The sequence below is a fragment of the Novosphingobium sp. TK71 genome (genome assembly GCF_055361505.1).
This window is the reverse complement of the sequence record NZ_JBSZKA010000001.1, coordinates 1,117,182-1,138,093: the sequence shown is the minus strand read 5'-3', so window position 1 is coordinate 1,138,093 and position 20,912 is coordinate 1,117,182. Positions and strand designations below refer to the sequence as shown.

At 66.6% G+C, this 20,912-nt stretch carries 14 protein-coding genes; 5 read left to right on the top strand and 9 right to left on the bottom strand.

Features of this window, described 5'->3' with window-relative positions:
• Positions 1–57: 57 nt before the first annotated feature.
• Together ACXJ16_RS21080 and ACXJ16_RS21075 are read left to right on the top strand one after the other, a co-directional pair.
• Positions 58–2,031, top strand: coding sequence for a TIR domain-containing protein (locus tag ACXJ16_RS21080; RefSeq protein WP_463923262.1), 1,974 nt, complete (start codon positions 58–60; stop codon positions 2,029–2,031).
• Positions 2,032–2,043: 12 nt separating this feature from the next.
• Positions 2,044–2,280 (top strand): hypothetical protein, encoded by a 237-nt coding sequence (locus ACXJ16_RS21075; protein WP_132469219.1) that lies wholly within the window; start codon positions 2,044–2,046, stop codon positions 2,278–2,280.
• Positions 2,281–2,299: 19 nt separating this feature from the next.
• On the opposite strand, the gene ACXJ16_RS21070 is transcribed toward ACXJ16_RS21075, so the two are convergent.
• From ACXJ16_RS21070 to ACXJ16_RS21035, 8 genes are all read right to left on the bottom strand, one after another.
• Positions 2,300–3,775: a PstS family phosphate ABC transporter substrate-binding protein gene (locus tag ACXJ16_RS21070; RefSeq protein ID WP_463923261.1), complete on the bottom strand. Its 1,476-nt coding sequence runs from the start codon at positions 3,773–3,775 to the stop codon at positions 2,300–2,302.
• Positions 3,772–4,500, bottom strand: coding sequence for a hypothetical protein (locus ACXJ16_RS21065; RefSeq protein ID WP_463923260.1), 729 nt, complete (start codon positions 4,498–4,500; stop codon positions 3,772–3,774). The genes ACXJ16_RS21070 and ACXJ16_RS21065 overlap by 4 nt, the downstream gene beginning before the upstream one ends.
• Before the next feature lie 2 nt (positions 4,501–4,502).
• A complete protein-coding gene (locus ACXJ16_RS21060; RefSeq protein WP_054436355.1) occupies positions 4,503–6,641 on the bottom strand; it encodes a TonB-dependent siderophore receptor in 2,139 nt (712 codons plus the stop codon).
• Positions 6,642–6,870: 229 nt separating this feature from the next.
• Entirely contained in the window at positions 6,871–7,239 is a 369-nt protein-coding gene (locus tag ACXJ16_RS21055) for a hypothetical protein (protein ID WP_292636569.1), read from the bottom strand.
• A gap of 84 nt (positions 7,240–7,323) precedes the next feature.
• Positions 7,324–7,920, bottom strand: coding sequence for an FMN-binding negative transcriptional regulator (locus ACXJ16_RS21050; RefSeq protein WP_443478261.1), 597 nt, complete (start codon positions 7,918–7,920; stop codon positions 7,324–7,326).
• Between the two features lies 1 nt (position 7,921).
• The gene (locus ACXJ16_RS21045) at positions 7,922–9,706 is read right to left on the bottom strand and encodes an amidohydrolase (RefSeq protein WP_463923259.1); all 1,785 of its coding nucleotides are present in this window, start codon (positions 9,704–9,706) and stop codon (positions 7,922–7,924) included.
• Positions 9,707–9,791: 85 nt separating this feature from the next.
• Positions 9,792–11,858 carry a TonB-dependent siderophore receptor gene (locus ACXJ16_RS21040; RefSeq protein WP_463923258.1) on the bottom strand — a complete coding sequence of 689 codons (2,067 nt, stop codon included), beginning with the start codon at positions 11,856–11,858 and terminating at the stop codon, positions 9,792–9,794.
• Positions 11,859–12,062: 204 nt separating this feature from the next.
• Positions 12,063–14,795 (bottom strand): helix-turn-helix transcriptional regulator, encoded by a 2,733-nt coding sequence (locus ACXJ16_RS21035; RefSeq protein WP_324699732.1) that lies wholly within the window; start codon positions 14,793–14,795, stop codon positions 12,063–12,065.
• Between the two features lie 245 nt (positions 14,796–15,040).
• Here ACXJ16_RS21035 and ACXJ16_RS21030 point away from each other — a divergent pair, with 245 nt between their 5' ends.
• From ACXJ16_RS21030 to ACXJ16_RS21020, 3 genes are read left to right on the top strand one after another with little or no spacing between them, the layout of a single operon-like run.
• The gene (locus ACXJ16_RS21030; RefSeq protein WP_463923257.1) at positions 15,041–16,666 is read left to right on the top strand and encodes a hydantoinase/oxoprolinase N-terminal domain-containing protein; all 1,626 of its coding nucleotides are present in this window, start codon (positions 15,041–15,043) and stop codon (positions 16,664–16,666) included.
• On the top strand, positions 16,656–17,759 hold the full coding sequence (locus ACXJ16_RS21025) for an S-methyl thiohydantoin desulfurase family protein (RefSeq protein WP_054436347.1): 1,104 nt from the start codon (positions 16,656–16,658) through the stop codon (positions 17,757–17,759). The genes ACXJ16_RS21030 and ACXJ16_RS21025 overlap by 11 nt, the downstream gene beginning before the upstream one ends.
• The gene (locus ACXJ16_RS21020) at positions 17,744–19,069 is read left to right on the top strand and encodes a purine-cytosine permease family protein (RefSeq protein WP_221937317.1); all 1,326 of its coding nucleotides are present in this window, start codon (positions 17,744–17,746) and stop codon (positions 19,067–19,069) included. Before ACXJ16_RS21025 ends, ACXJ16_RS21020 begins: the two co-directional genes overlap by 16 nt.
• Positions 19,070–19,100: 31 nt before the next feature.
• Here ACXJ16_RS21020 and ACXJ16_RS21015 read toward each other — a convergent pair whose 3' ends face one another.
• On the bottom strand, positions 19,101–20,858 hold the full coding sequence (locus ACXJ16_RS21015) for a DUF4153 domain-containing protein (RefSeq protein WP_463923256.1): 1,758 nt from the start codon (positions 20,856–20,858) through the stop codon (positions 19,101–19,103).
• Positions 20,859–20,912 lie beyond the last annotated feature (54 nt).

Genomic DNA, 20,912 nt, shown 5'->3' with positions numbered 1-20,912 from the left:
AGCTATCCTAACGTCTAAGACGATAAGGGCGGCGTTCTGCTTAAATTCGGGGAAAGCATGGAAAATTCCTCGCCCGATGAAATAGTTGGCCGGACGATATTCCTCAGCTACTCGCGCGATGATCGCGATCGCGTGTTGCCGATCATCGCCGCACTGGAAAAGCGCGGCCTGATCGTGTGGTGGGACGGTTTGCTGGCGGGCGGGCAACGCTTTGCCCACACCACCGAAAGCGCGCTGGAAAGTGCCGACGTGGTCGTGGTGGTGTGGACGGCCCGCTCCATCCAGTCCCATTGGGTTCGCGATGAAGCCACGCGCGGCCGGGATCGTGGCTGCATGGTCTCTGTCACGCTGGACGGCGCCGAACCGCCGCTGGGCTTTCGGCAGGTGCAGTACATCGATCTCGGCAATTGGGGAAAGCGGACGGCATCCCCGGCATTCCGGGAGCTGCTGCGCGCGATCGAGGCGGTTGCGGCGGACCCCGGAAACTCTCTCAGCGTCGAGCGGCCCGTTCCGGCCGCGCGAGAGGGCGGGACGAAGCTGTCACGGCGGCGGGCATTGATCGCGGGCGGGGCCTGCATCGCGGTGCTGGGCGGCGGGCTTGCGGCATGGCGGCTTGGCGTGCTGTCGCCTAAGGCGGATGGCAACAGCATTGCCGTCCTGCCGTTCGAAAACCTCAGCGACGATCCCGAGCAGACCTATTTCTCCGACGGCCTCTCGGAAGAACTGCGCGCCGCGCTCAGCCTCAATCCGCGGCTTTCCGTTGCCGCGTTGACATCGTCTGACGCCTTTCGCACCGGCGCCCGAACAATTGCCCAGATCGCGCGTGCGCTGGGCGTGGCTTTCGTGCTGGAGGGGAGCGTGCGCCGGGCCGGGGAAAGCCTGCGGGTGACCGCGCGGCTGGTCAACGGGGCGACGGGATTCCAGTCCTGGTCGGAGACTTTCGATCGCAAGCTGGCCAACGTGCTCGACGTGCAGAACGAGATTGCGGCCAATGTCGTCGATTCCCTGATCGTCTCGCTCGGCGGCAGCGGAGACGGGGCGAGCGGCAAGCAGAGGATCGGGGGCACGTCCAGCGTCGCCGCGTTCGACAGCTATCTGCACGGCATGGCGCTTTACAATCTGGCGGCGGACGAACCCTCCGACTGGGGGGCGCTGGCGGCGTTCGACCGGGCGTTATCCCTCGATCCGGGCTATGCCGCAGCGCAAGCGGCGCGGTCCCGCGCGCTGACGGTGATCGGCAGCAGCTATGCAAGCGGCAAGGAACTGGCCGGGTACTTCGACAAGGCTATCGCGGCGGCCCGCAAGGCGATCGAACTGGCGCCCGGACTGGCGGAGGGCCATTCCGCACTGGGCTTCGTGCTCTCCAACGGGCGGCTCGATCTTGCGGGGGCGCGGCAGCCTTATGAGAAGAGCTTCGAGCTGGGCTATGGCAATGCCGCCATCCTGGGCAGTTTCGCGCTTTATGCCGCTTTCACCGGGTCCTTTGCCGATGCCCGCAAGGCCGTGGCCCGGGCGCTGCGGCTGGACCCGCTCAATGCCTCGGTGCTGCGGACCGAGGCTATCGCCGAGTTCTGTGCGCGCGCTTACGACGCCGCGCAGCAGGCCGTTCGCGGTGCGCTCTCGCTCAATCCCAAGGTCAACAACGTCCATCGCATCCTTGGCGACATTGCCCTGGTGCAGGGCGATTATGGGGCGGCACGCGGCTATTTCGAAGCGGAAACCAGCCCGTTGTCCCGCATTCGCGGGCTGGCGATTGCCGACGCGCGCCTATCAGGCGAAGCCGCCGGACAACGCCATCTGGCGGAAATGGAACGGGAATACGGGGATAATTGCCTTTACCAGCAGGCGCTGGTCTTCGCGCAATGGGGCCGCAAGGACGATGCGCTCGCGGCGCTGGAACGCGGCCTCGCTATCGGAGACGCGGGCCTCGTGCTTGCCAATACCGATCCGCTGCTGGACCCGATTAGACAGGAACCCCGCTTTCAGACAGTCTTGCATCAGATAGGAATCGACCATGATCGAGTCGTTTGAAGGGGAGATGCCATGACAAGGACCTGGATAGCCGCATTGATGGGAACGGCCGTGCTCGCGCTCGCCGCTTGCAGCCCCTCGCCGGATACGACGGTGGTGCCCGATCATACCGAAACCCCGACCTCGCAGCCCACGGCGACTTTCGCGCCGCTGCCGACCGGCGAGCCGACCGCAGACGATGCAGGAGCGATGGTCGACGATGCCGTGCCGGATAACGAGCGTGGCAACGACACGGGACGCAGGCCCTGAGCGGCTGCCGGCTCTTTCGTCAGAGAGCTTCGACTTTGGCGCGTTCTTCCGCAAGGTCGGCAGAGTCCAGCGGGAGATAGCCGTTTTCCTCCCTGCTGTGGCGGGCGATGATGGACTGGCCCTGGTCCGAAAGCAGAAAGCGCAGCAGCGCCTTGGCTTCGGGCGCTGTGCGGCTGCCTGACCCCGGTTCGGGCCGGGCGTCGACGTAGACGTTGAAGAAGTAGGAGATCGGCCATTCGCCCCGGTGGCCATCGGCTGCTGGAAGAACGTAAGGGCTGCCCTGCCATTTCGACAAGGGAAGCACGCGCACGCCCGCAGGCGCATCTCCCGCATCCATCCACGTTGCATAGCCGATGGCAAGCGGGTCTGCGGCAACGGCGGCGAGGATCGCCTTGCCGCTCGCCATGCTGCGATAGCGGGCGCTGAAGGGCAGGCCGTCCAGCTTCGAGAGGCGCATAGCGGTGCCGAAGCCGCCGTCATCGCGGGCGCCGTAGACGTGGATCGGTGCGGACCGGTCCGAATGCGGGGCGCCTTGCAACTGTCCCCAGTCCGCGATGTCCCCGCCATCGGCACCCGCCGCGAAGATGCGGCGGACCTGCTCCATGGTCAGACCGGAAACAGGATTGCTCGCATTGACGTAGATCGCGGGCGGGGTCTTGCCGTCGGGCCGGGGGCCATGGCTGGCGTAAGCGATGCGGATGCGGGTGGGGGCGTAGCCTTTTACCTGCCGGAATGCATCGATATCGTTCTGCCATGCCTCCCGCCCCATCGGCGCGATCAGCGATGTTCCCGCCGAAAGCGCGGGCATCGCCGTAGAGGAGCCGCGCAAGTCGGTCGTGAACCGAACGTCCGGCGCGCGGCGGGCATAGGCCTGCAGGATGTCCGGTAGCAGTTCGGTAAGCGTGTCACTGCCGACGATCGCGAGGGTGCCGTCCTTGGCCCTATATCCAGAACCGGCCTCTGCGTAAGTCGCGCCGGGAAGGGCGGAAAGAGCTTGCAGGGCCTCGTCCAGCTTTTCAGGAGAGAGCGGCTTGTAGGCGGGCAGAGAGCGGGTCAGTGCCGTCTGGCCGCCGGGCGCGAGCAGGGACGCCGCGATCGGCAGGGCGCGTGCGTCGACCGTGCCCGCCGCGTCGCGGCGAAGATGGGCGTAAAGCCCCTGCATCAGCGGCAGCGTGAACGGCACTCCGCCGGAGAAACGCCGTACCGCGGCGCTTTCCATGGCTGTCAATGTGCGCGGCAGGATCGCCAGCATGACCGTGCCCTGCGTGAGCAGCGGCACTGCGCCGTCAGGGCCGGATATCCGGGCCGTCAGCTTGCCTGCCGCCGCGCCTGCCACCTGTTCGGCCTCCGGCCCGCCGCCGATCGTCAGTCGCCCGTCCTCGGCGCGATACCGCGCAACGAGAGGTTTGGGTTCGGGGATCGCCCCTTCCTGCGCGAAAGCGGCAAGGGGAACGAGGGCCGCCGCCAGCAAGGCTGCATATCGCCCGGCCTTCATTTCTTGGCTCCGCAGCTTTTGCGTCCCGATGCCGCCCATGCGATCGCGGCGTCGAACAACTTGCGGCCGGTATCGGTCATCCGGGTGAAGCTGTTGTTCTCCATGCCGATGAACACGCGCCGCGCCGGAGCGAGGTGATCGTGGTCCATCGTTACCCCCGCCTCGTAGCCGAACAGCGTCGCCTTGTCCGGTTCGCCCGGCCAGGTCATGATGATGTCGGCGCCGAGGCCGGGCTTGCCCCAGCCGGCGGGCGTGCGGGCCTCGGTCCAGGTTCCCAGCCCGGCAGGAACGCCTGCCGCCAGAGGATGCGGCGCGCGGACCAGCCAGATGTAGTGCCCGGTTCCCAGCTCGCCGAAATCGGTATCGCGGCGCAGCCCGGTCATCCACAAGTCATCGAGCAGGTCGTTCTCCCAGGTCACCAGCGGTACGCCCATGTCGCGCAGCCGCGTGATGACGGTGCGATCGGCGGTGAACTGGTTGGACCGCACCGTGGACGACATCACCACGAGATCGAACCCGCAGGGATCGGGCATAGCGGGCAAGCCTTCGCTCGCGGTCACCCGGTAGCCGAGCTGCTCCAGATGCGCCTTCACTTGCGGATCGGCCGAGCCGCCCGGAGGGTCCGCGCGCATCAGGAACAGGATGCGTCCCGCATCCGCCGCCTGGACGGATGCAGGAAGGACGGCGCCTGCGAGCAGCAGGGCAGCGGCAAACGCCCCCCGCATCGTCAGAAGCTCCCGCTCAGTCCGACGAGGAAGCTGCGGCCTTCACCCGGCACGACCTGCGAGCGCGAAACCGAAGATTCCATGTAGTAGTCGTTGGTGATGTTCTTGACGTTGAGCGTCAGGCGCACCTTGTCGGCCAGCTTGTACCACAGGCTGCTGTCGAGCCGCGTATAGCCGCCGATCGAGAAGGTGTTTTCGAGGTTGCCCTGCCGGTTGCTGGCCGCAAACACGCCGCCGCCCACGCCGAAGTCACGCAGCGGGCCGTCGACCGGCTCCCAGGTCAGCCACACGCTGCCGCTCCACTTGGGCACGCCGATCAGCTGGTTGCCCTTGGCATAGTCGGTCGATTCCCGCACCGTCGCGTCGGTATAGGCACCGTTGGCGATCACCTTCACGCTGGGGCTGATCGATCCCGACATGTCCAGTTCCACACCGCGAGAGCGCTGGACGCCGGCGTTGATGTTGTAGCCGACGTTGTTGGGGTCCTGCTGCGTCACGTTCTCGCGGGTGAGTTCGTAGACCGCCAGGGTGGTGCCGAGCCTGCCGCCGAACAGTTCGGCCTTGATCCCGGCTTCGTACTGCTTGCCCTTCTCGGGATCGATCGGCTTGCCGTCGATCGTCGGTTCGGGCTTGGACTGGAACGAGCGGGTGAAATCGGCGAACAGCGATACGTTCTCGATCGGCTTGTAGACCACGCCGACGCGCGGCGACCAGGCCTTGTCGTTCGACGCATATTGCGTGGTGCCGAAGTCGGACTGCTTCGCATGGTCGTAGCGCACGCCTGCCAGCAGGTTGAAGTGATCGCCGATGTCGATCTGGTCCTGGAAGTAGGCCGAATAGGACTTGGCCTGCACCTTGCGGTCGGCCGCGGGGACGAAAGTGCCGGGCTCGGCGCCGTAGACCGGGTTGTCGATGTCGATGGCCGCCAGCGTGGCGCGGGCGAACGTGCGGAAGCGGTAGGACTTCACATATTCGCCGCCGACGACGACAGTGTGGCCGATGCCGCCGGTGCTGAAGCGCGCGACCATGTCGGCCTGCGCGTCGTAGTTGTGGTTGTTCTCGTGCTGCTCGACGGCGGTGCGCGTGATCGTGCGGGCGCCGGTGGTGGCGTTCACGGCCACGCTGTTGCCGTAGTTGATGCCGAACAGGTCGAGCTTGCCTTCGTCGTAGTGGCCGATCTGGCGGATCGTCAGCCAGTCGGTCAGTTCGCGCTCTATGCGGTAGTTGAACTCGTAGCGTTCGGATTCCGTGGTCGCCCAGCGTTCGCCGAGGAACCGCGTACGCGGGAGATTGACCACCAGATCGCCGTCGGCGTCCGGGGTGGCGACGATGCCGCGGTCCGTCTGGTTATGCTGGTGCGCGTACGTGAGGCTGGCGATCACGCGGGTCTTGTCGTCCGGCTCCCACAGCACCGATCCGGACAGGAACTGGCGGCGGTAGGGCTGGAAGATGTCACGGAAGGTGTCGCCTGTCTGGGCGGCGGCTATGAAGCGCACGGCAAGCGTCTTGGCGGCATCGACCGGGCCGGTCACATCGAGCTGGCCGCGCGCGAAGTCGTTGCTGCCGGCCTGGACCGAGAAGTTCATGCCCCGCTCGAAGCGCGGCTGCTTGGTCACGATATTGATGAGGCCGCCCGGATCGCCGCGACCGTAAAGCACGGAGGCGGGCCCCTTGAGCACTTCGATGCGCTCGATGTTGGCCATGTCGCGGTAGCTGTCGTTGGTCTCGATCGCGGGGCTCAGCATGATCGAGTCGACGGCGTAATAGGATGAACGGAACCCGCGGATCGTGAAGCTTTCCGAACGGTTGCCGGCATTGGTCCCGGCCTGGATGCCGCTGACATTGCGCAGCGCGCTGGTGAGATCGAGGACCTGCTGGTCGTCGATCACATCGCGCGGCACGAACTGGATCGATTGCGGCACGTCCATGATGTCGGTGCCGGTGCGGGTTGCGGTGGTGAGCTGCTCGACCTTGTAGTCCTCGCTGCGCTGTCCCAGCACGGTGATTTCGGACGACTTGACCTGATCCGGCGCGGCCTCGGCTTCATCGGCATGGGCGGCTTGCGGCAGCGAGGCAGCAAGCGCGAGCGTCCAGGCGAGCGTGAGCGAGCAGGCACGGCGGCCCACGGCAAAATCTGACATTCGAAGGTTTCCCTGTTCGACCCTTGTTGGCCGCCAACTATTAAAACTGCGAGTCATTTGCAATAGCAACGATTGCATTTCACGTTCGCTACAGGAAACCGCCTGGTTTCAGGGGCGGTTCTGGTATCGCAGGGCGCGAGAGGCGGTGCCTTTTCGTTATCTTTGCAGTGTGCCTTCGGCGGCGCCGGGCGTTGTCAGATCGCTGGAAACGCGGATTTTTTTCGAGTCGCTATTGCTCCGCAGGCGCAGGAAGCAGCGTCTCGATCACGTCCTCCATCGTGGCGCCAGATTTGATCAGATGGACGGTTCCTGGTTCGCTCGCCCTGACCAGGCAGATTGCGTGCTTCGGACAGATATCCAGGCAGGAGACCGGCACCACCTTGTAGCGGCCCTTCGTCTTCAGTTCGGACTTGAGCGCTTTTTCAAGCCGCTGTTCGCCCTTCTTGCCGAAACCGCCGGGGAATTTCCTGCTGCACTTGCGGCAAACCAGCAGCACTTCGTCCCACTTCGCCGAAATCTCGCGAATGTGGCTGTTCCCCTTGGCGGCCATTTTCTGGTTCCCTGCATGATCGAGAATGCCACCCTGACACTTCGGCATGGAACCGGCGAATGCGAACTTTCGCTTTGTGAAAACGGGCGGGACGATCAAGCCTGCCGGGAGGCAGGCCCGCCCGCCCGGATTTCAGGCGTTCTGGGCGGTTGAAACCTGATCGCGCATGGCACGGGCGAGCGCGGAGGAGCCGAGCGCGTCCACGATTTCGCCGAATGTCTGCGGGGTTTCGTCCTGCCCCAGTTTGAAGCGCGCATGGCTGGATACCACGCTTGCCCGGAACGCAACGACATGGCGTGCGAGTTCGCCGAACCTGCTGCCCATGCGGGACACGTCCCAGGCGGTGCCTTCCATGGCGAAGACCAGTTCGCGGATCGCTTCCGGCGCGCGTTCCTCCTCAAGCCGGATATCCACTTCGAACTGCGCGAAACGGTAGTTCCAGGTCGGCCCCCAACCAGGCGCGGAAACCATCGAGGGGGAGATGTAGCCGTGCGGCCCCAGGAAGGTCACGAGTGCGCGCGGTGTCTGGCGAACCCGCTCGCAATGCGGGTTCGCGCGGGCGAAGTGGCCGACGAAGCCGGTCACCGCGCCGTCTTCGCCGATTTCCGCAAGCAGGGGCAGCGGCGTCGCCAGATAGCCGAGGTCGTCGTGCGTCGTCACCAGGCCGAGCACTTCCTCCGCCACGAGCCGGGCCACGTCTTCAGGGCCGCGCGGATCGAACAGTCCCATGTCAGTTGGCCAGAGCCGCGAGATCGCCGTGCACCGGCGCGCCCTTGAACAGCGTGACCATGACTTTGGCCGTGCCGATCTGGCGGGCCGGAAGGCGGAAGATATCCTTGTCCAGGACCACGAAATCGGCGCTCTTGCCGGGCACGATGGAGCCGGTTTCCTGGTCGAGGTGGTTCACATAGGCAACGTCCAGCGTATAGGATCGCACTGCCTGCGCGAGGGTCACGGCTTCGGAGGCGCCCAGCGGCGCGCGATCCTCGCCGGGGGCGATGCGGGTGAGGGCGACTTCGATGCCCAGCAGCGGATCGGCTGAGGCAACCGACCAGTCCGCGCCGTAAGCCACGCGGCCGCCGAACTTCTCGATGCTGCCCACCGGATAGATGTACTGCGAGCGGACCGGGCCGATGCGCTCCTTGGTAAGATCCATGTAAGGTTCGTTGCAGGTCCAGAGCGGCTGGAAGATCGCGGTTACGCCGAGGCGTGCGAAGCGCGGCTGGTCGGCCGGGTCGATCACGTTCATGTGCGAGATCATCGGTCGGGTATCGGCGGTGCCGTCGAACTTGCGGGCGGTGGCAACGGCGTCGAGCGCCTCGCGCACGGCGGCATCGCCGATGGTGTGGTAGTGCGACTGGATGCCCGCTTCGTCGAGCGCGGTCGTGGCGGCGGCCAGCACGGATGGCTGGATCTGCGGCTTGCCCACTTCCTGCGTGCCTTCATAGGGCTTGAGCATGTAGGCGGTTTGCTGGGGGATCACGCCGTCGATGTAGAACTTCACGCTGCGCGCAGTGATGCCGAGCGTGCGGGCGCGCTCGGAAGCGCGCAGCAGGCCGGGAAGCTGCTCCAGCCCCTTGTCGTTCTTCCACTTGAGGTCGATGGCGACATCGACGGTCAGTGCGCCCTTGTCGGCAACGGCCTTGTAGGCGTCGATCACCGCGCTGGAGCCGTCGTCCTCCCACTCGATCCCGGCATCGTGCCAGCTCGTGATCCCGAGCGAGTTGAAGTGGCGCACGGTGTAGGCGATGGCATCCTGGAGATCCTGTGCGGTGGTTTCCGGCATGATCCCGTCAACCAGCGCCTGCGCGGCTTCCTGGAGGCCGCCAATCGGTTCGCCGGTCTTCGGGTCGCGGTCGATCTTGCCGTTCACCGGATCGGGCGTGGCTTTGGTGATACCGGCAAGCTGGAGCGCTCTGGAATTCACCCAGAGGCTGTGCCCGCCGACCGAGCGGAAGATCAGCGGGCGGGTGGTGGACAGCGCATCGAGGATGTCCTTGGTGGGAACGCCGTTCGGCGGGAACAGGCCGTCTTCCCAGCCGACCCCGAAGATGACCCCGCCGTTCGGGCCGGTTTCGGGATTTTCGGCGATGCACCGGGCGATGATGCGGCGATAGTCGTCGATCGACTTGCCCGCGTGAAGCGAACAGCGGGCATGGCTCATGCCGCCGAACACGGGATGGTTGTGCGCATCGCCGAAGGAGGGCAGCAGCAGGCGTCCCTTGAGGTCCACCACGCGGGTCTGCGCATTCTTCTGGGCCGCCACTTCCTTCGCGGTGCCCACGGCGATGATCCGCCCGTCCCGGACGGCCACGGCTTCGGCCCAGGGATGCGCTTCGTCCACCGTGTAGATGCGTCCGTTCGTGAGGATGAGATCGGCCATGCCCTCGGCCATCGCCATGGCCGGCGCGGGCGCCAGCGCGGTGAGCGCGGTCGTCGAGGCTGCCGCCAGCGAAAGCGTTGCAATCGCGCGGCGCATGGCGATGCGGAAGGGGGCGTGCTCGGAGCGGATCATGCGCGGGAAGTCCTTGAATTCGGTACGCCGTCAGGCGGAAAAGCGGGAGCCGGTGAGGGCCGGCTCCCGCAGGCAGGGTGGATTGTCAGAACGAGCGGCGCAGCGTCGCCATTACGGTGCGGTCCTTGCCGAGGTAGCAGTAGCCCTCGGTCGCGCTGGGATCGTAGTTGCACAAGGTGTGGGTCTGAACGTCGAAGATGTTGCTGGCGTTCAGGCCAAGCGACCACTTGCCGTAAGTGACCTCGAACATGGCATCGACCAGCGTGTAGGACGGCGTCGTGAAGTTCTCGAAGCTGTCCACTTTCTCGCCGGTATAGCGCACGCCGCCGCCGATGCGGGCGCCGATGTCCTGCGTGAGGGCGAAGTTCTTCGAAGCCCAGATCGAGGCGGCATGTTTCGGCAGGTTGGCGACCTGGAAACCTTCCCGGCCGGTGGTGTCTTCAAGCACCTTGGCGTCGAGATAGGTGTAGGCGGCCGAGACCTGCACGTCGCCGGGCATGCGCAGCGTGCCTTCCAGTTCGATGCCCTTCGAACCGACCTTGCCCGTCTGGATCTGGTTCTGGATGTTGTCCGGGTCGCTGGTGACGCCGTTCTTCTCCGTGATATCGAACACCGAAGCGGTGAGCAGCGCCCCCCGGAAGGGCTGCCACTTGACGCCGGCCTCGTACTGGCGGCCGGTGCGCGGAACGAAGTTCACGCCTTCCACGTTGCGGCCGAACACCGGCAGGAACGATTCCGAATAGCTGACATAGGGCGAGATCGTGTCGGTGAGGTCCGCGACGAGGCCCGCGCGGAAGGTCCAGGCGCTGTTGGTCGGCAGCTTCTCGCCGTTGAGTTTCGACGTGGCCCGGTCATGCCGTCCGCCCAGCACGAGCGAGACGCGGTCCCAGGCGCGCATCTGGTCCTGGAAATAGACGCCGAGCTGGGTGTTGGTGGTGCGCGTGAAGTAGAACAGCGAGGCGTCGATTTCCTGGCCGTAGACGGGGTCGTAGATGTCGAACGGCGGAAGGTCGTAAGCCCAGCCTTCGTCGCTGGACTGCTTGAAGCGGGTATAGTCGATGCCGACCAGCAACTGGTGCTCGATCGGGCCGGTGTTGACCTTCACCAGCAGCCGGTTGTCGGTGCCGATGCCCTTGTCATGCTCAAGCCGCTTGTACCATGCGCGGGCGACCTGGGTGCGTTCCGCGTCGTAGTAGCTGGCGAGCCCATAGACTTCCGCATAGCCGACATCGGTGTCGAAGTAGCGGGTGCTGCTGCTGAAGGTCACGTTCGGGCCGAAGCGCTGGGTGAGCAGCAGCGTGCCGGCCTTGTAGTCGGTATCGGTGTGGTTGAAGCCCGGTTCGCCGAGGAACGTGTCGGACGAGATCTTCTCGCTGTCGTTGTCCGCGCCGATGGTCTTGCTGATCGGCAGGTAGGTCTGGCTGCCGAGGCGGTCCTTCTGGTAGAGGCCGATCAGCGTGATCTCGGTATCCGGGCCCGGCTTGAAGGTCACGGCGGGCATCGCCAGCAGGCGGTCGTTGCGCTGGCCGGGCTGCTGAAGCTCCGCATCGCGCGCCACGCCCACGAAGCGGGCGGATATGCCATCGGTGATCGGGCCAGTGACGTCGAGATTGAACTGCTTCATCGAATCAGTGCCGACGATCACGTCGGCCTCGCCGCCGAAGGTTTCCTGCGGACGCTTCGAAACGCCGTTGAACAGGCCGCCGGCACCGCCCGCGCCGTAAAGTACCGAGGACGGTCCGCGCAGCACTTCGGCGCGTTCCAGCGTGAAGATGTCGAGGCGGCCGCCGTAGACGAAGCTGGGCATCCGGTTCACGCCGTCGAGATACTGGACGGTGGCGAAACCGCGCGCCGCGAAGAAGTCGCCGCGGGTATCCACGCCCTGCGTCTCGGTGGAGACACCGGCGCTGTAGCGGAACACGTCCTGGAAGTTCACGGACGCGCGGTCGGTGAATTCCTCGGTGGTGATGACGCTGACCGACTGCGGCAGCTGCATGATGTCGGTGTCGGTCTTGGTGCCGGTGTTAGAGCGGCCGGTGGTGACGATGATGTCGGACTTCGGATCGGCCTCGGCCTGCTGGGCCAGCACCGCGGACGGCAGGAGCGCGACGCCGCAGCAGGCGGACATGACGGTGAGGCGAAGGCGCGCCATGCGGACGCGACCTCGCGAGCTGTACGGGATGCCCATGTTATTCCCCTTGTTCAAAGACGTGGAACCAGATCCCGTGGCTGTTGTTCTGGCCTCCGGGAGGATCCTCCTGCTGAGCCCGCATTCAACAACAGGGCGGCCCGGGAACCACGTCATAATCAGGGTAATCGGTGTGTTTCGACGGGTAAGGTCGCGGCCTGGAGAGGGTCAGGCACCGGTTGGAGGCAGTAAATCCGCCTCTTCGGCGGGAGCGCTCCCGCCCGGAAGCAGGCCCCGCTCATGCGAGACGCGCACCGCGTCGCGGCGCTTGTCGACGCCGATCTTGCGGAAGATCGACTTCAATCGATACTTCACCGTATCGGGCGACATGCCGATCAGCCGGGCGATCTCCTTGTTGGAGTAGCCATGGCTGAGATGAAGGAGGATTTCCGCTTCGGCTTCGTTGAGCACGCCGTCGTCCGGGGGCTGCGCCTGACATGACAAGGCACGCGCCAGTCCGCCAAGGAACTGCGCGCGATAGCGGTTTCCTTCGCCTGCTCCGCCGCCCGCATGATCCAGCGCGCCCTGCACGAAGCCGCGCCAGTCCACGAACGGACGCACCAGCGACTGGAACATGGCATTGCCCACGGCCTCGTCGAAAGCGGCGCGGGAATCGCTTTCTTCTCCCGCTTCGCGCAAGGCGTGGGACTGAAGGATGAGGATATCGACCAAGGCGCGGCCGGCGCCGTGTCGTTCCGCCCAGCGCCGGAGCACTGCGATATCCGCAAGCGCGCCTGCATGATCGCCCGCCGCCAGCCTGAGTGCCGCGCGGCACTTCGCGGCGGCGGTGGCGACCGGGCGGTAATGCGGCGATTCCAGCGCCATCTGGTCCGCCAGTCCGTCCAGCCCGATGGCGCCGGCGGCGTCTATTGCCGTTTCGAGCGGGCCCTGCGCCGCGATCGTGATTTCGAGCCTGCACAGGGCGGCAAGCAGGGCGAGCTGCCGGAACCGGCGGGCCGCGGCGACGGCCTGCGCGCGTTCCAGGATCGCGAAGGCCTCCTCCGGCGCATGGCGTGCGGCCGCGCAGCGCGCGGCGGTGAGGTAGGCGGCGGCATAGACGTCCACCCAGCCGTCGGACTGCTCCATGTGCGGCAGCGCCCAGGCCAGCAGCGCGCCCGCATCCTCGATCCGGTTCTGCTCGTAGAGGATCTCCGCCTCGAAGGCCGCGCAATTGGCGGCAAGGTCGGAACGGGGGCCGAAATGGGCCTCGATCAGCGTGCGGGCCGAGGCGATGATTGCGGCGGCATCGTTGATGCGCCCCTGGGCATGGCGGATACGCGCTTCGAGGAAGTGAGTGAAGACCTCGCTATAAGGCGATCCCAGCGCCTGATAATGCCCGCGCGCGTTGAGCACCGGTTCCAGCGCACGCTCCAGCCAGCCACCTTCGAGGTACTTGGCGGCGAGGGTCTCGGTGAAGTTGGCAAGCACGAGATGATCGTCGGCGGGGAGGGTGCGCAGCAGGGCCTCGCGCGCCAGCAGGTCATCCAGCGTGACCGGCAGGTTTTCGTAATCGGCCAGAGTGTCACCCACCACGCGCAGTTCGGTGCGCAGGTCCGCCGGCACTTCGCCGTCCATGGCCTCGGCGGCTAGCCTGTCATAGGCTTCTCGTGCGGCGGCCAGTTCGCCGTGCTTGATCTGGAGGTAGATCGCCGCGAGCCCCAGCCTTGCGCTGGCCGAGATCTGGTGAGGGGATATCCGCCCGAGTGCCGTTTCGATCATGGCCTGATGGCCCTGCGGGATCAGGCGCCAGCCGCCGCTCTCTTCCAGGATCGTGCCGACCAGTTCGCGGTCCTCGGCAAGCAGGGCATGCTCGACCGCCGCGGAAATCGCGCCGGAATCGGCGAAATGGCGCGCGGCGCGCCCATGCAGCAGCCGAAACCGGGCAAGATCCTGCCGCGCCAGCCGGTCGCGCAGATATTCGGCGAAAAGCTGGTGGTAGCGATAGGATTCGCGAGCCTCGCTGGCGGGGGCAAGGAAGACGCCCTGTTGCTCCAGCCGTTCGAGCACGAGCCAGCCGTCGGTCCGGTCGCACAGTGCATTCACCGCCTCTCCCGTCAGCCGGTCGAGCAGGGCGGTGCGGATCACCAGATCCTGCGTTTCCGGCGGCAGCGATGTGAGCACCTGCTCCGACAGGTAGCGGGCAAGATCGGAACTGGAGCCGCTGAAGCGCTCCATCAACTTGATGTGATCGATCCCGCGCTTGAGCGAGAGGGAGGTGAGTTGCAGCGCGATCGGCCAGCCTTCGGAACGTTCCACGAGGCGTTGCAGCACGTCGTCCGGCAGTGGCGGCACGTCCGCGCGGTCCAGCAGGGCTTCGGCTTCGGACCGGTTGAACTTTAGATCGTCGCTGGTCAGTTCGATCAGCTGTTCCTCGGCGGCGAGCATCGACTGGCCCAGCCAGGGATAATCGCGCGAGGCGATGACGAAGTGGCAGTTGCCGGGCGCGAGCCGGATCAGGGACTGGAGGAAGGCATTGACCTCGCTGCCCTCCGCGCGATGGAAATCGTCGAAGATGAGGACGACCGGGCGAGGTTCGCGCGCGATACGGTTGACGATCGCGGAAAGGGCGGAGCGGGGCGGCAGGTCGGCCGCCGTGTTTTCGCCGTCCTCCCCGGCGGATTGCCCCGCCGCTTCGTCCAGCGCGAGCAGGATGTAGCGCGGCAGGCGCTGGAGGTCCGAATCCTCCCGTTCCAGGGTAAGCCATGCGGTGACGATGGCGCCATGTTCATGGCGGCTGCGCCACTGCGAAAGCAGGCTGGTCTTGCCGTATCCGGCCGGAGCATGGATCACCGTCAGCCGCCGGGACAGGGCGCCGTCCAGCCGTTCGAGCAGGATGTCCCTGCGGATCTGGCTCCCCAGCCAGATTGGAGGGGCTACCTTTGTGCGGATCAACTCATGCACGCGTCATCGTCCTGTCGCGAAACCCGATTATACTGTTTTCAGGCGTGCTCTCCCTTCGTGGAAGCCTATGTCACGCAGCGGGGATGCTCAAGGGGCGATGCTTGCCGCCTGCGGTCGCTACCCGCGCCGGGGTGCCCGATTACCCGTTTTGCCACGAACCGCACCCGTCTTGCGCGTTGCCGCCGACCCGGCCAGCCTCCTACCCCGTTGGCATTGCTTTCCCGTGGTGCTGCAAGGAGGTTCGTGTGCGGATTGGCGTCGATGTCGGGGGTACGAACACCGACGCGGTACTGATGGACGGCGGGCGCGTGCTCGCCTGGACCAAGCAGCCGACCTCGGCCGATGTGGAGGGCGGCGTTACCGCCGCGATCCGCGCGGTGCTGGAGGATTCCGGCACGAGCGCGGCCCATGTCTCGTCCGTGATGATCGGCACCACGCACTTCGTGAATGCCTTGGTGGAGCGGCGTGAACTGGACCGTGTCGGCGTGCTGCGGCTCGCCAGCCCGTCGGGAGAGGCGCTGCCGCCCTTGACCGGCTGGCCGGAAGACCTCGCCGCCTGCATCGGCCGTCACTATCACCTGCTTCCCGGCGGCTACGAGGTGGACGGGCGGGAAATGGCGCCGCTTGACGAAGTGCGGCTGCGGGATGCCGCGCTGGACCTGAAGGCGCGCGGCATCGCCGCGATCGCCGTGAGCTGCGCCTTCTCGCCGATCAATGCGGCGATGGAACAGCGCGCCGCTGCGCTTCTACGCGAGGTCTGGCCGGAGGCCGCCATCACCCTTTCGAGCGAGATCGGCCGGATCGGTTTCATCGAGCGCGAGAATTCCGCGATCCTCAATGCGGCGCTCACCAGTCTGGCCACGCGGGTTGTCCGCTCGTTCGGCCGCGCCGTGGCGGCTCTCGGGATCGAGGCGCCGCTGTTCATCTCGCAGAACGACGGTACGCTGGTTTCCGCCGCGCAGGCGGAAGCCTATCCGGTGATGACTATGGGCTCCGGGCCGACGAATTCGATGCGCGGCGCCGCGTTCCTCAGCGGCGTGGCCGATGCGATCGTCATGGACGTGGGCGGCACCACGACCGACATCGGAGTTCTGGCTTCCGGCTATCCGCGCGAATCCTCGATTTCGGTGGATATCGGCGGCGCACGGACCAATTTCCGCATGCCGGACATTCTCGCCATCGGTCTCGGCGGCGGCACGCGCATTCACCTCGATCCCGCGCTTTACGAAGCCGGGGAACCGGCCGGGGCGGCGCTGCGTGTCGGCCCGGATTCGGTGGGCTACCGGCTCGCGCAGGAGGGGATGTTGTTCGGCGGCCAGACCCTGACGGCCAGCGACATCGCGCTGCGCACCGGGCAGGCCGATTTCGGCGATCCCGCACTGCTTCCGGCCATGTCCGACGCGGTCGTGGCGGCGGTTGACGGACGCATCCGCGCCATCCTCGAGGAGGGGCTGGACCGCATGAAGACCGGCCGTGACAAGGTGACGATCCTTGCCGTGGGCGGCGGAAATTTCCTCATTCCCGACAGCCTCGGCGGTGCCGCGCAAGTGATCCGCCCGCCTCATGCCGTGGTGGCCAATGCAGTGGGCGCGGCCATCGCGCAGGTCGGCGCGCAGGTCGAGCGGGTCGTCAGTTACGATGCCCTGGCCCGCGAGGAGGCGATCGAGCAGGTCGCCGCGCTCGCACGGGAGCAAGTGCTGGCGGCGGGCGGCGATCCGGCGAGCCTGACCCTTGCCGATGTCGAGGAAACCTATCTCAGCTACTTGCCTGGCCGCGCCGTGCAGATAAGGGTTCGCGCAGTTGCGGACCTTGCCTTCGAGGCTCCTGCGGGCGGCGAAGCGGCAGCCATCGGAGTTCCTCATGAAGCTTGACCGTCAAGCCCTCGGCGACCTTGCACGCGGCGCCGCCTTCCTCGGATCGGGCGGCGGCGGCGATCCCTACTACGCGCAGCTCCTTGCCGAAGCGGAATTCGAGCGGCGCGGCCCCTTCGAGGTGATCGGCCTCGATGCGCTGGCCGACGATGCCCTCGTGGTGCCCTGCGGCTGGATCGGCGCGCCGACCGTCTCGGTCGAGAAACTGCCGAACGGCCGTGAGGCGGTGGACGGGCTGAAGCGGCTGGAGCAGATCGTCGGGCGCCGGATCGACGCGGTGATCCCCATCGAGATCGGCGGCAGCAACGGCCTGGCACCCCTGTTCGCCGCCGCGCAGTTCGGCGTTCCCGTGCTTGACTGCGACGGCATGGGCCGCGCTTTCCCGGAATCGCAGATGGCGATCTTCAACATTCGCGGCCTGTCCGCCTGCCCCTCGATCCTGACTTCGGCCTGCGGCGCGCTCAGCCTGATCGAGACGGACGACAATCTCATGCACGAACGGCTCGCCCGCGCGCTTTCGGTGGCGGTGGGGGGGATCGCGCACCTCGTCGAATATCCGCTGACCGGGCGGCAGGCGAAGGACCATGCCATCCACGGCACGATCAGCGCGGCACGGGCCGCCGGCGCCGCGATCCGCGAGGCGCGCGAGAGCGGGCAGGATCCCTTCGCCGCGATGTTCGCTGCACTGGCTGCCACCGGGCTCTATCCCCAGGCGGGCGTACTGTTCGACGGCAAGATCGTGGATATCGAGCGCGAGACGCGAGGCGGTTTCTCGGTAGGCCAGGTCTCGTTCGAGAGTTTCGACGGCACGAGCCGCATGGAGCTGGACTTCCAGAACGAGAACCTCATCGCCCGCCGCGACGGGCGGGTGGTGGCGATGGTGCCCGATATCCTGACGGTGATGGACCGGGAAACCGCCGACAGCATCACCACCGAGCGACTGAAATACGGCCAGCGCGTCAAGGTGGTGGGCGCGGCGGCGCCGGCCGCCCTGCGCGAACAGCGGGCGCTGGACTTCGTCGGCCCGCGCGCGTTCGGTTTTGCCGAAGACTATGTACCCATCGAGGAGATCGACGCTTGGCTGAAACCGTGAGCGGGCCTGCAGGCGGCCCGGACGCCCATCACGAACCGGGCGACCAGTACGCCAATGCCCCGCTGCCGGAGCGACTGACCGTGGGCGGCTGGCGGGTGGCGCTGATCATCGCCAGCTTCTCGATCTCGCTGCCGACGTTCCTGAACGGCGCGCAGACCTCGCTGGCGCTGGGCCTGTGGCCTGCGGTGCTGGCGGCTTTCCTTGCCGGCGCCTGCCTGTGCCTCGGCGGCTGTCTCACCTCGCTGGTGGCGGTCCGTTCGCGGCTCAACACGTATCTGCTGATCCGCCGTTCGTTCGGACGGGGCGGGGCAGGACTGGTGAACGTCATCATCGCGGCGGTGCATTTCTGCTGGTTCGGCGTGAACGTCTCGTTTCTGGGGGACGCCATCGCCGCCGCGGGCGAGGGCTTCGGGTTCGCGCCCGATTTCCCGGTCGTGGTGATCTGCGGCGCGGTGCTGATGGCGCTGACCACCCTGGTCGGTTTCCGGGCGCTGGACCGGTTGGCGATGATCGGCGTGCCGCTTCTGGCGGCGATGATCGTCGCCGTCTGCGTGGCAGCTGCCCGCCGCCACGGGATCGTGCTTGCCGCGCCCGCGCAGAGCGAATTCCACATGACTTTCGGCATAGCGCTTTCGGCGCTGATCGGGGCTGACATGCTGACGATCACCACCCTGCCGGACCTTTCGCGCTACACCCGGACCCCGCGCGGCGCGGTGATGAGCATGGCGCTGTCCTACCCGATCACCGCGCCGCTGCTGATGGCGGGCGCGGGCATCGCCGCCCTGGCGACGGGCGAGACCGACATCATGCGCATGATAACCGGCTTCGGCTTCGGTGCCTGGGCGCTGCTGCTGCTCGTCATGCCGACATGGACGCTGAATTCGCTCAACCTCTATTCCGCCAGTCTCTCGCTTTCCGCGACCTTCCCGCGCGTGCCGCGCTGGGCCTTCATCCTGCTGGGCACGGTGATCGGCACCGGCCTCGCGCTCGCCGGGATCATCGAGGGGTTCATTCCCTTCCTCGTCCTGCTCGGCGTGACGATCCCGCCGTTCGCGGCGATCTATGTGATCGACGGGTTGACGAGGTTCAGGGGCGCCGATTCCGCGCGTTCGATCGAGAACCTCCAGGGCATCCACTGGCCGGCGGTGGCGACGTGGGCGATCACCAGCGGTCTGGCCGCGATCGCGTTGCATCATGACTTCTCGATCAGCACGGTGCCCGCGCTTGACGCCACGGTCTTCGCGAGCCTGCTCTACCTCGCCCTGCTTCACCTGGCAGGGCGGCGCCCTTTCGCAGCTGTCCCTGCCTGAACGGGGTTCAGGCAGGGCGGGTGCTTGCAACCTAATCGAGCGCGTCTCCCAGCGGCTGGCCGTCAACGAAGACCTGGCGGCGCTTTACCTCGCGGACTTCCACGCGTCCGGCTTTCAGCGCGGCTTCGATGCGGTCGTGCGCTTCCTTGCCGGTGATAAGCGGGCGGGCCGGACTGGTGCTCCACCTGCCGCCCTCCTGCTTCCACAGGCTGCTTTGCGTGCCGGTGACGATCACGGCCTCCTTGCTCCCCGGCTGGTACAGGACGGTGCAGGCATCGCCGAGCGAGCAGGCGTTGTATTCCAGCAGATGCTCCTGCAGCGCTTTGGGGAGCTGCGTGCCGCGCGGCAGGACGAGCAGCCGCTTCGGGTCTATCACCGGATTGTCCTGTTCTATCGAGACAGGATCGATGGCCCAGCGGCTTTGCGCATCGAGCGCCTTTTTCGCGGCCGCCCGGATGTCCGGCGTAGAGCCGCCAGCGGCAAGCCGCCGCGTGGCCGCTTCGCCCGCGCGGCCGAAGTCGAACCGCAGGGCCCGCCAGTCGAACTTGTCCGGCGAAGTCCGGCCGCTGTTCAGGCGGGCGACCTGATCCTGCGCGGAAAGGGCGCCGAAGTTGATCAGCGGTGTCGACAGGACAAGCGCCAGAAGGCACAGCCCGCCTGCGAGGCGCAGGTTCGCCAAGCGCAGGTGCGGCGCGGCCGCCACCCTCCAGCGCAGCAGCACGACGAGGTAGGCCAGTCCGTAAGCGCAGGCGATGCCGGTGAAGACCACGGCCCAGAGCCGGTCCGGTGTCAGGCCGTATTGCTGGATGCGCAGGCCGGTAGAAATCGCGGCGATCACGCCCAGCGGCAGCATGGCGACGCTCAGCGCCGCGACGCTGCCGCGCAGGACCGGGCTGCGCGGCTCATGCGCGGTTTCGTCGCCGATCACGGCATTGGCAAGCGAGAGGGCGCCGATCACGCAGCCGAGCAGGATCGGGCTGGTCGAACGGGTTGCATCCCACAACGGCGCAAGGCCAGTGAACGGGATCGCCGCAAGGAAAACCAGCAGTCCGATCGCCAGCACCGGGGCGAGCACCGAGAGGATCGTCGTCACCACCCGCTGGAGCAGCCGCAGGATGCCGTCGCGATCGCGCAGCAGCCCGATGCCGGCCCCCAGTGCGGCGCCGGTAAGCAGCAGGATCGCCCAGTTCTTTTCGATCAGATCGTTAAGGAGGTTGATGCCGATGAGGCGGAACAGCTGCCCGAGCAGCAGCACCATGGCCCAGCTCACCCCGACGAAGACCCAGGCCGCGCACCACAGGACGACATTGGTCCAGGCATGGCCATGAGCCTCGGGATAGGGAATGGCGAAAGGCCGCCCTTCATCCGCGCTTTCCGCAGCGGTCCGCGCATCCCGCCAGGCCTGGAACAGCGGGGCGGCGATGACGACGGCCAGCACCGCGCAGACGATCCGCCACGGCTCCTCGCCCCGGGCCGCACCGAAAGGACCGTTCCAGTAGATCGTCAGCGCCACTACCGCCGCACCGATCGCCGCGCTTGCCACGCTCCAGTGAATGCGCGTGCGTTCGACCAGAAACCCGAAGATCAGCGTGCCGATGCCGATGAAGGTGGCCATCGCCATGCGCAGCTGCATGGCGTCAAGATTGCCGGACGCACGGTCCGGCCGGACGATCCAGTGGACCGCGAGACCGGCCAGCCCGCCCAGCAGGGCCAGGCCCCAGGATCGCAAGGGCCAATCGGCGGCAGGTTCGCCGGACGGCAGTGCTTCGGAACTTTCGGGGCTGGTCATCGCCGGTCCTCTCGATCTTGGAAGGTCGCGCTCTAGGTTCGGCAAGCGCTATCT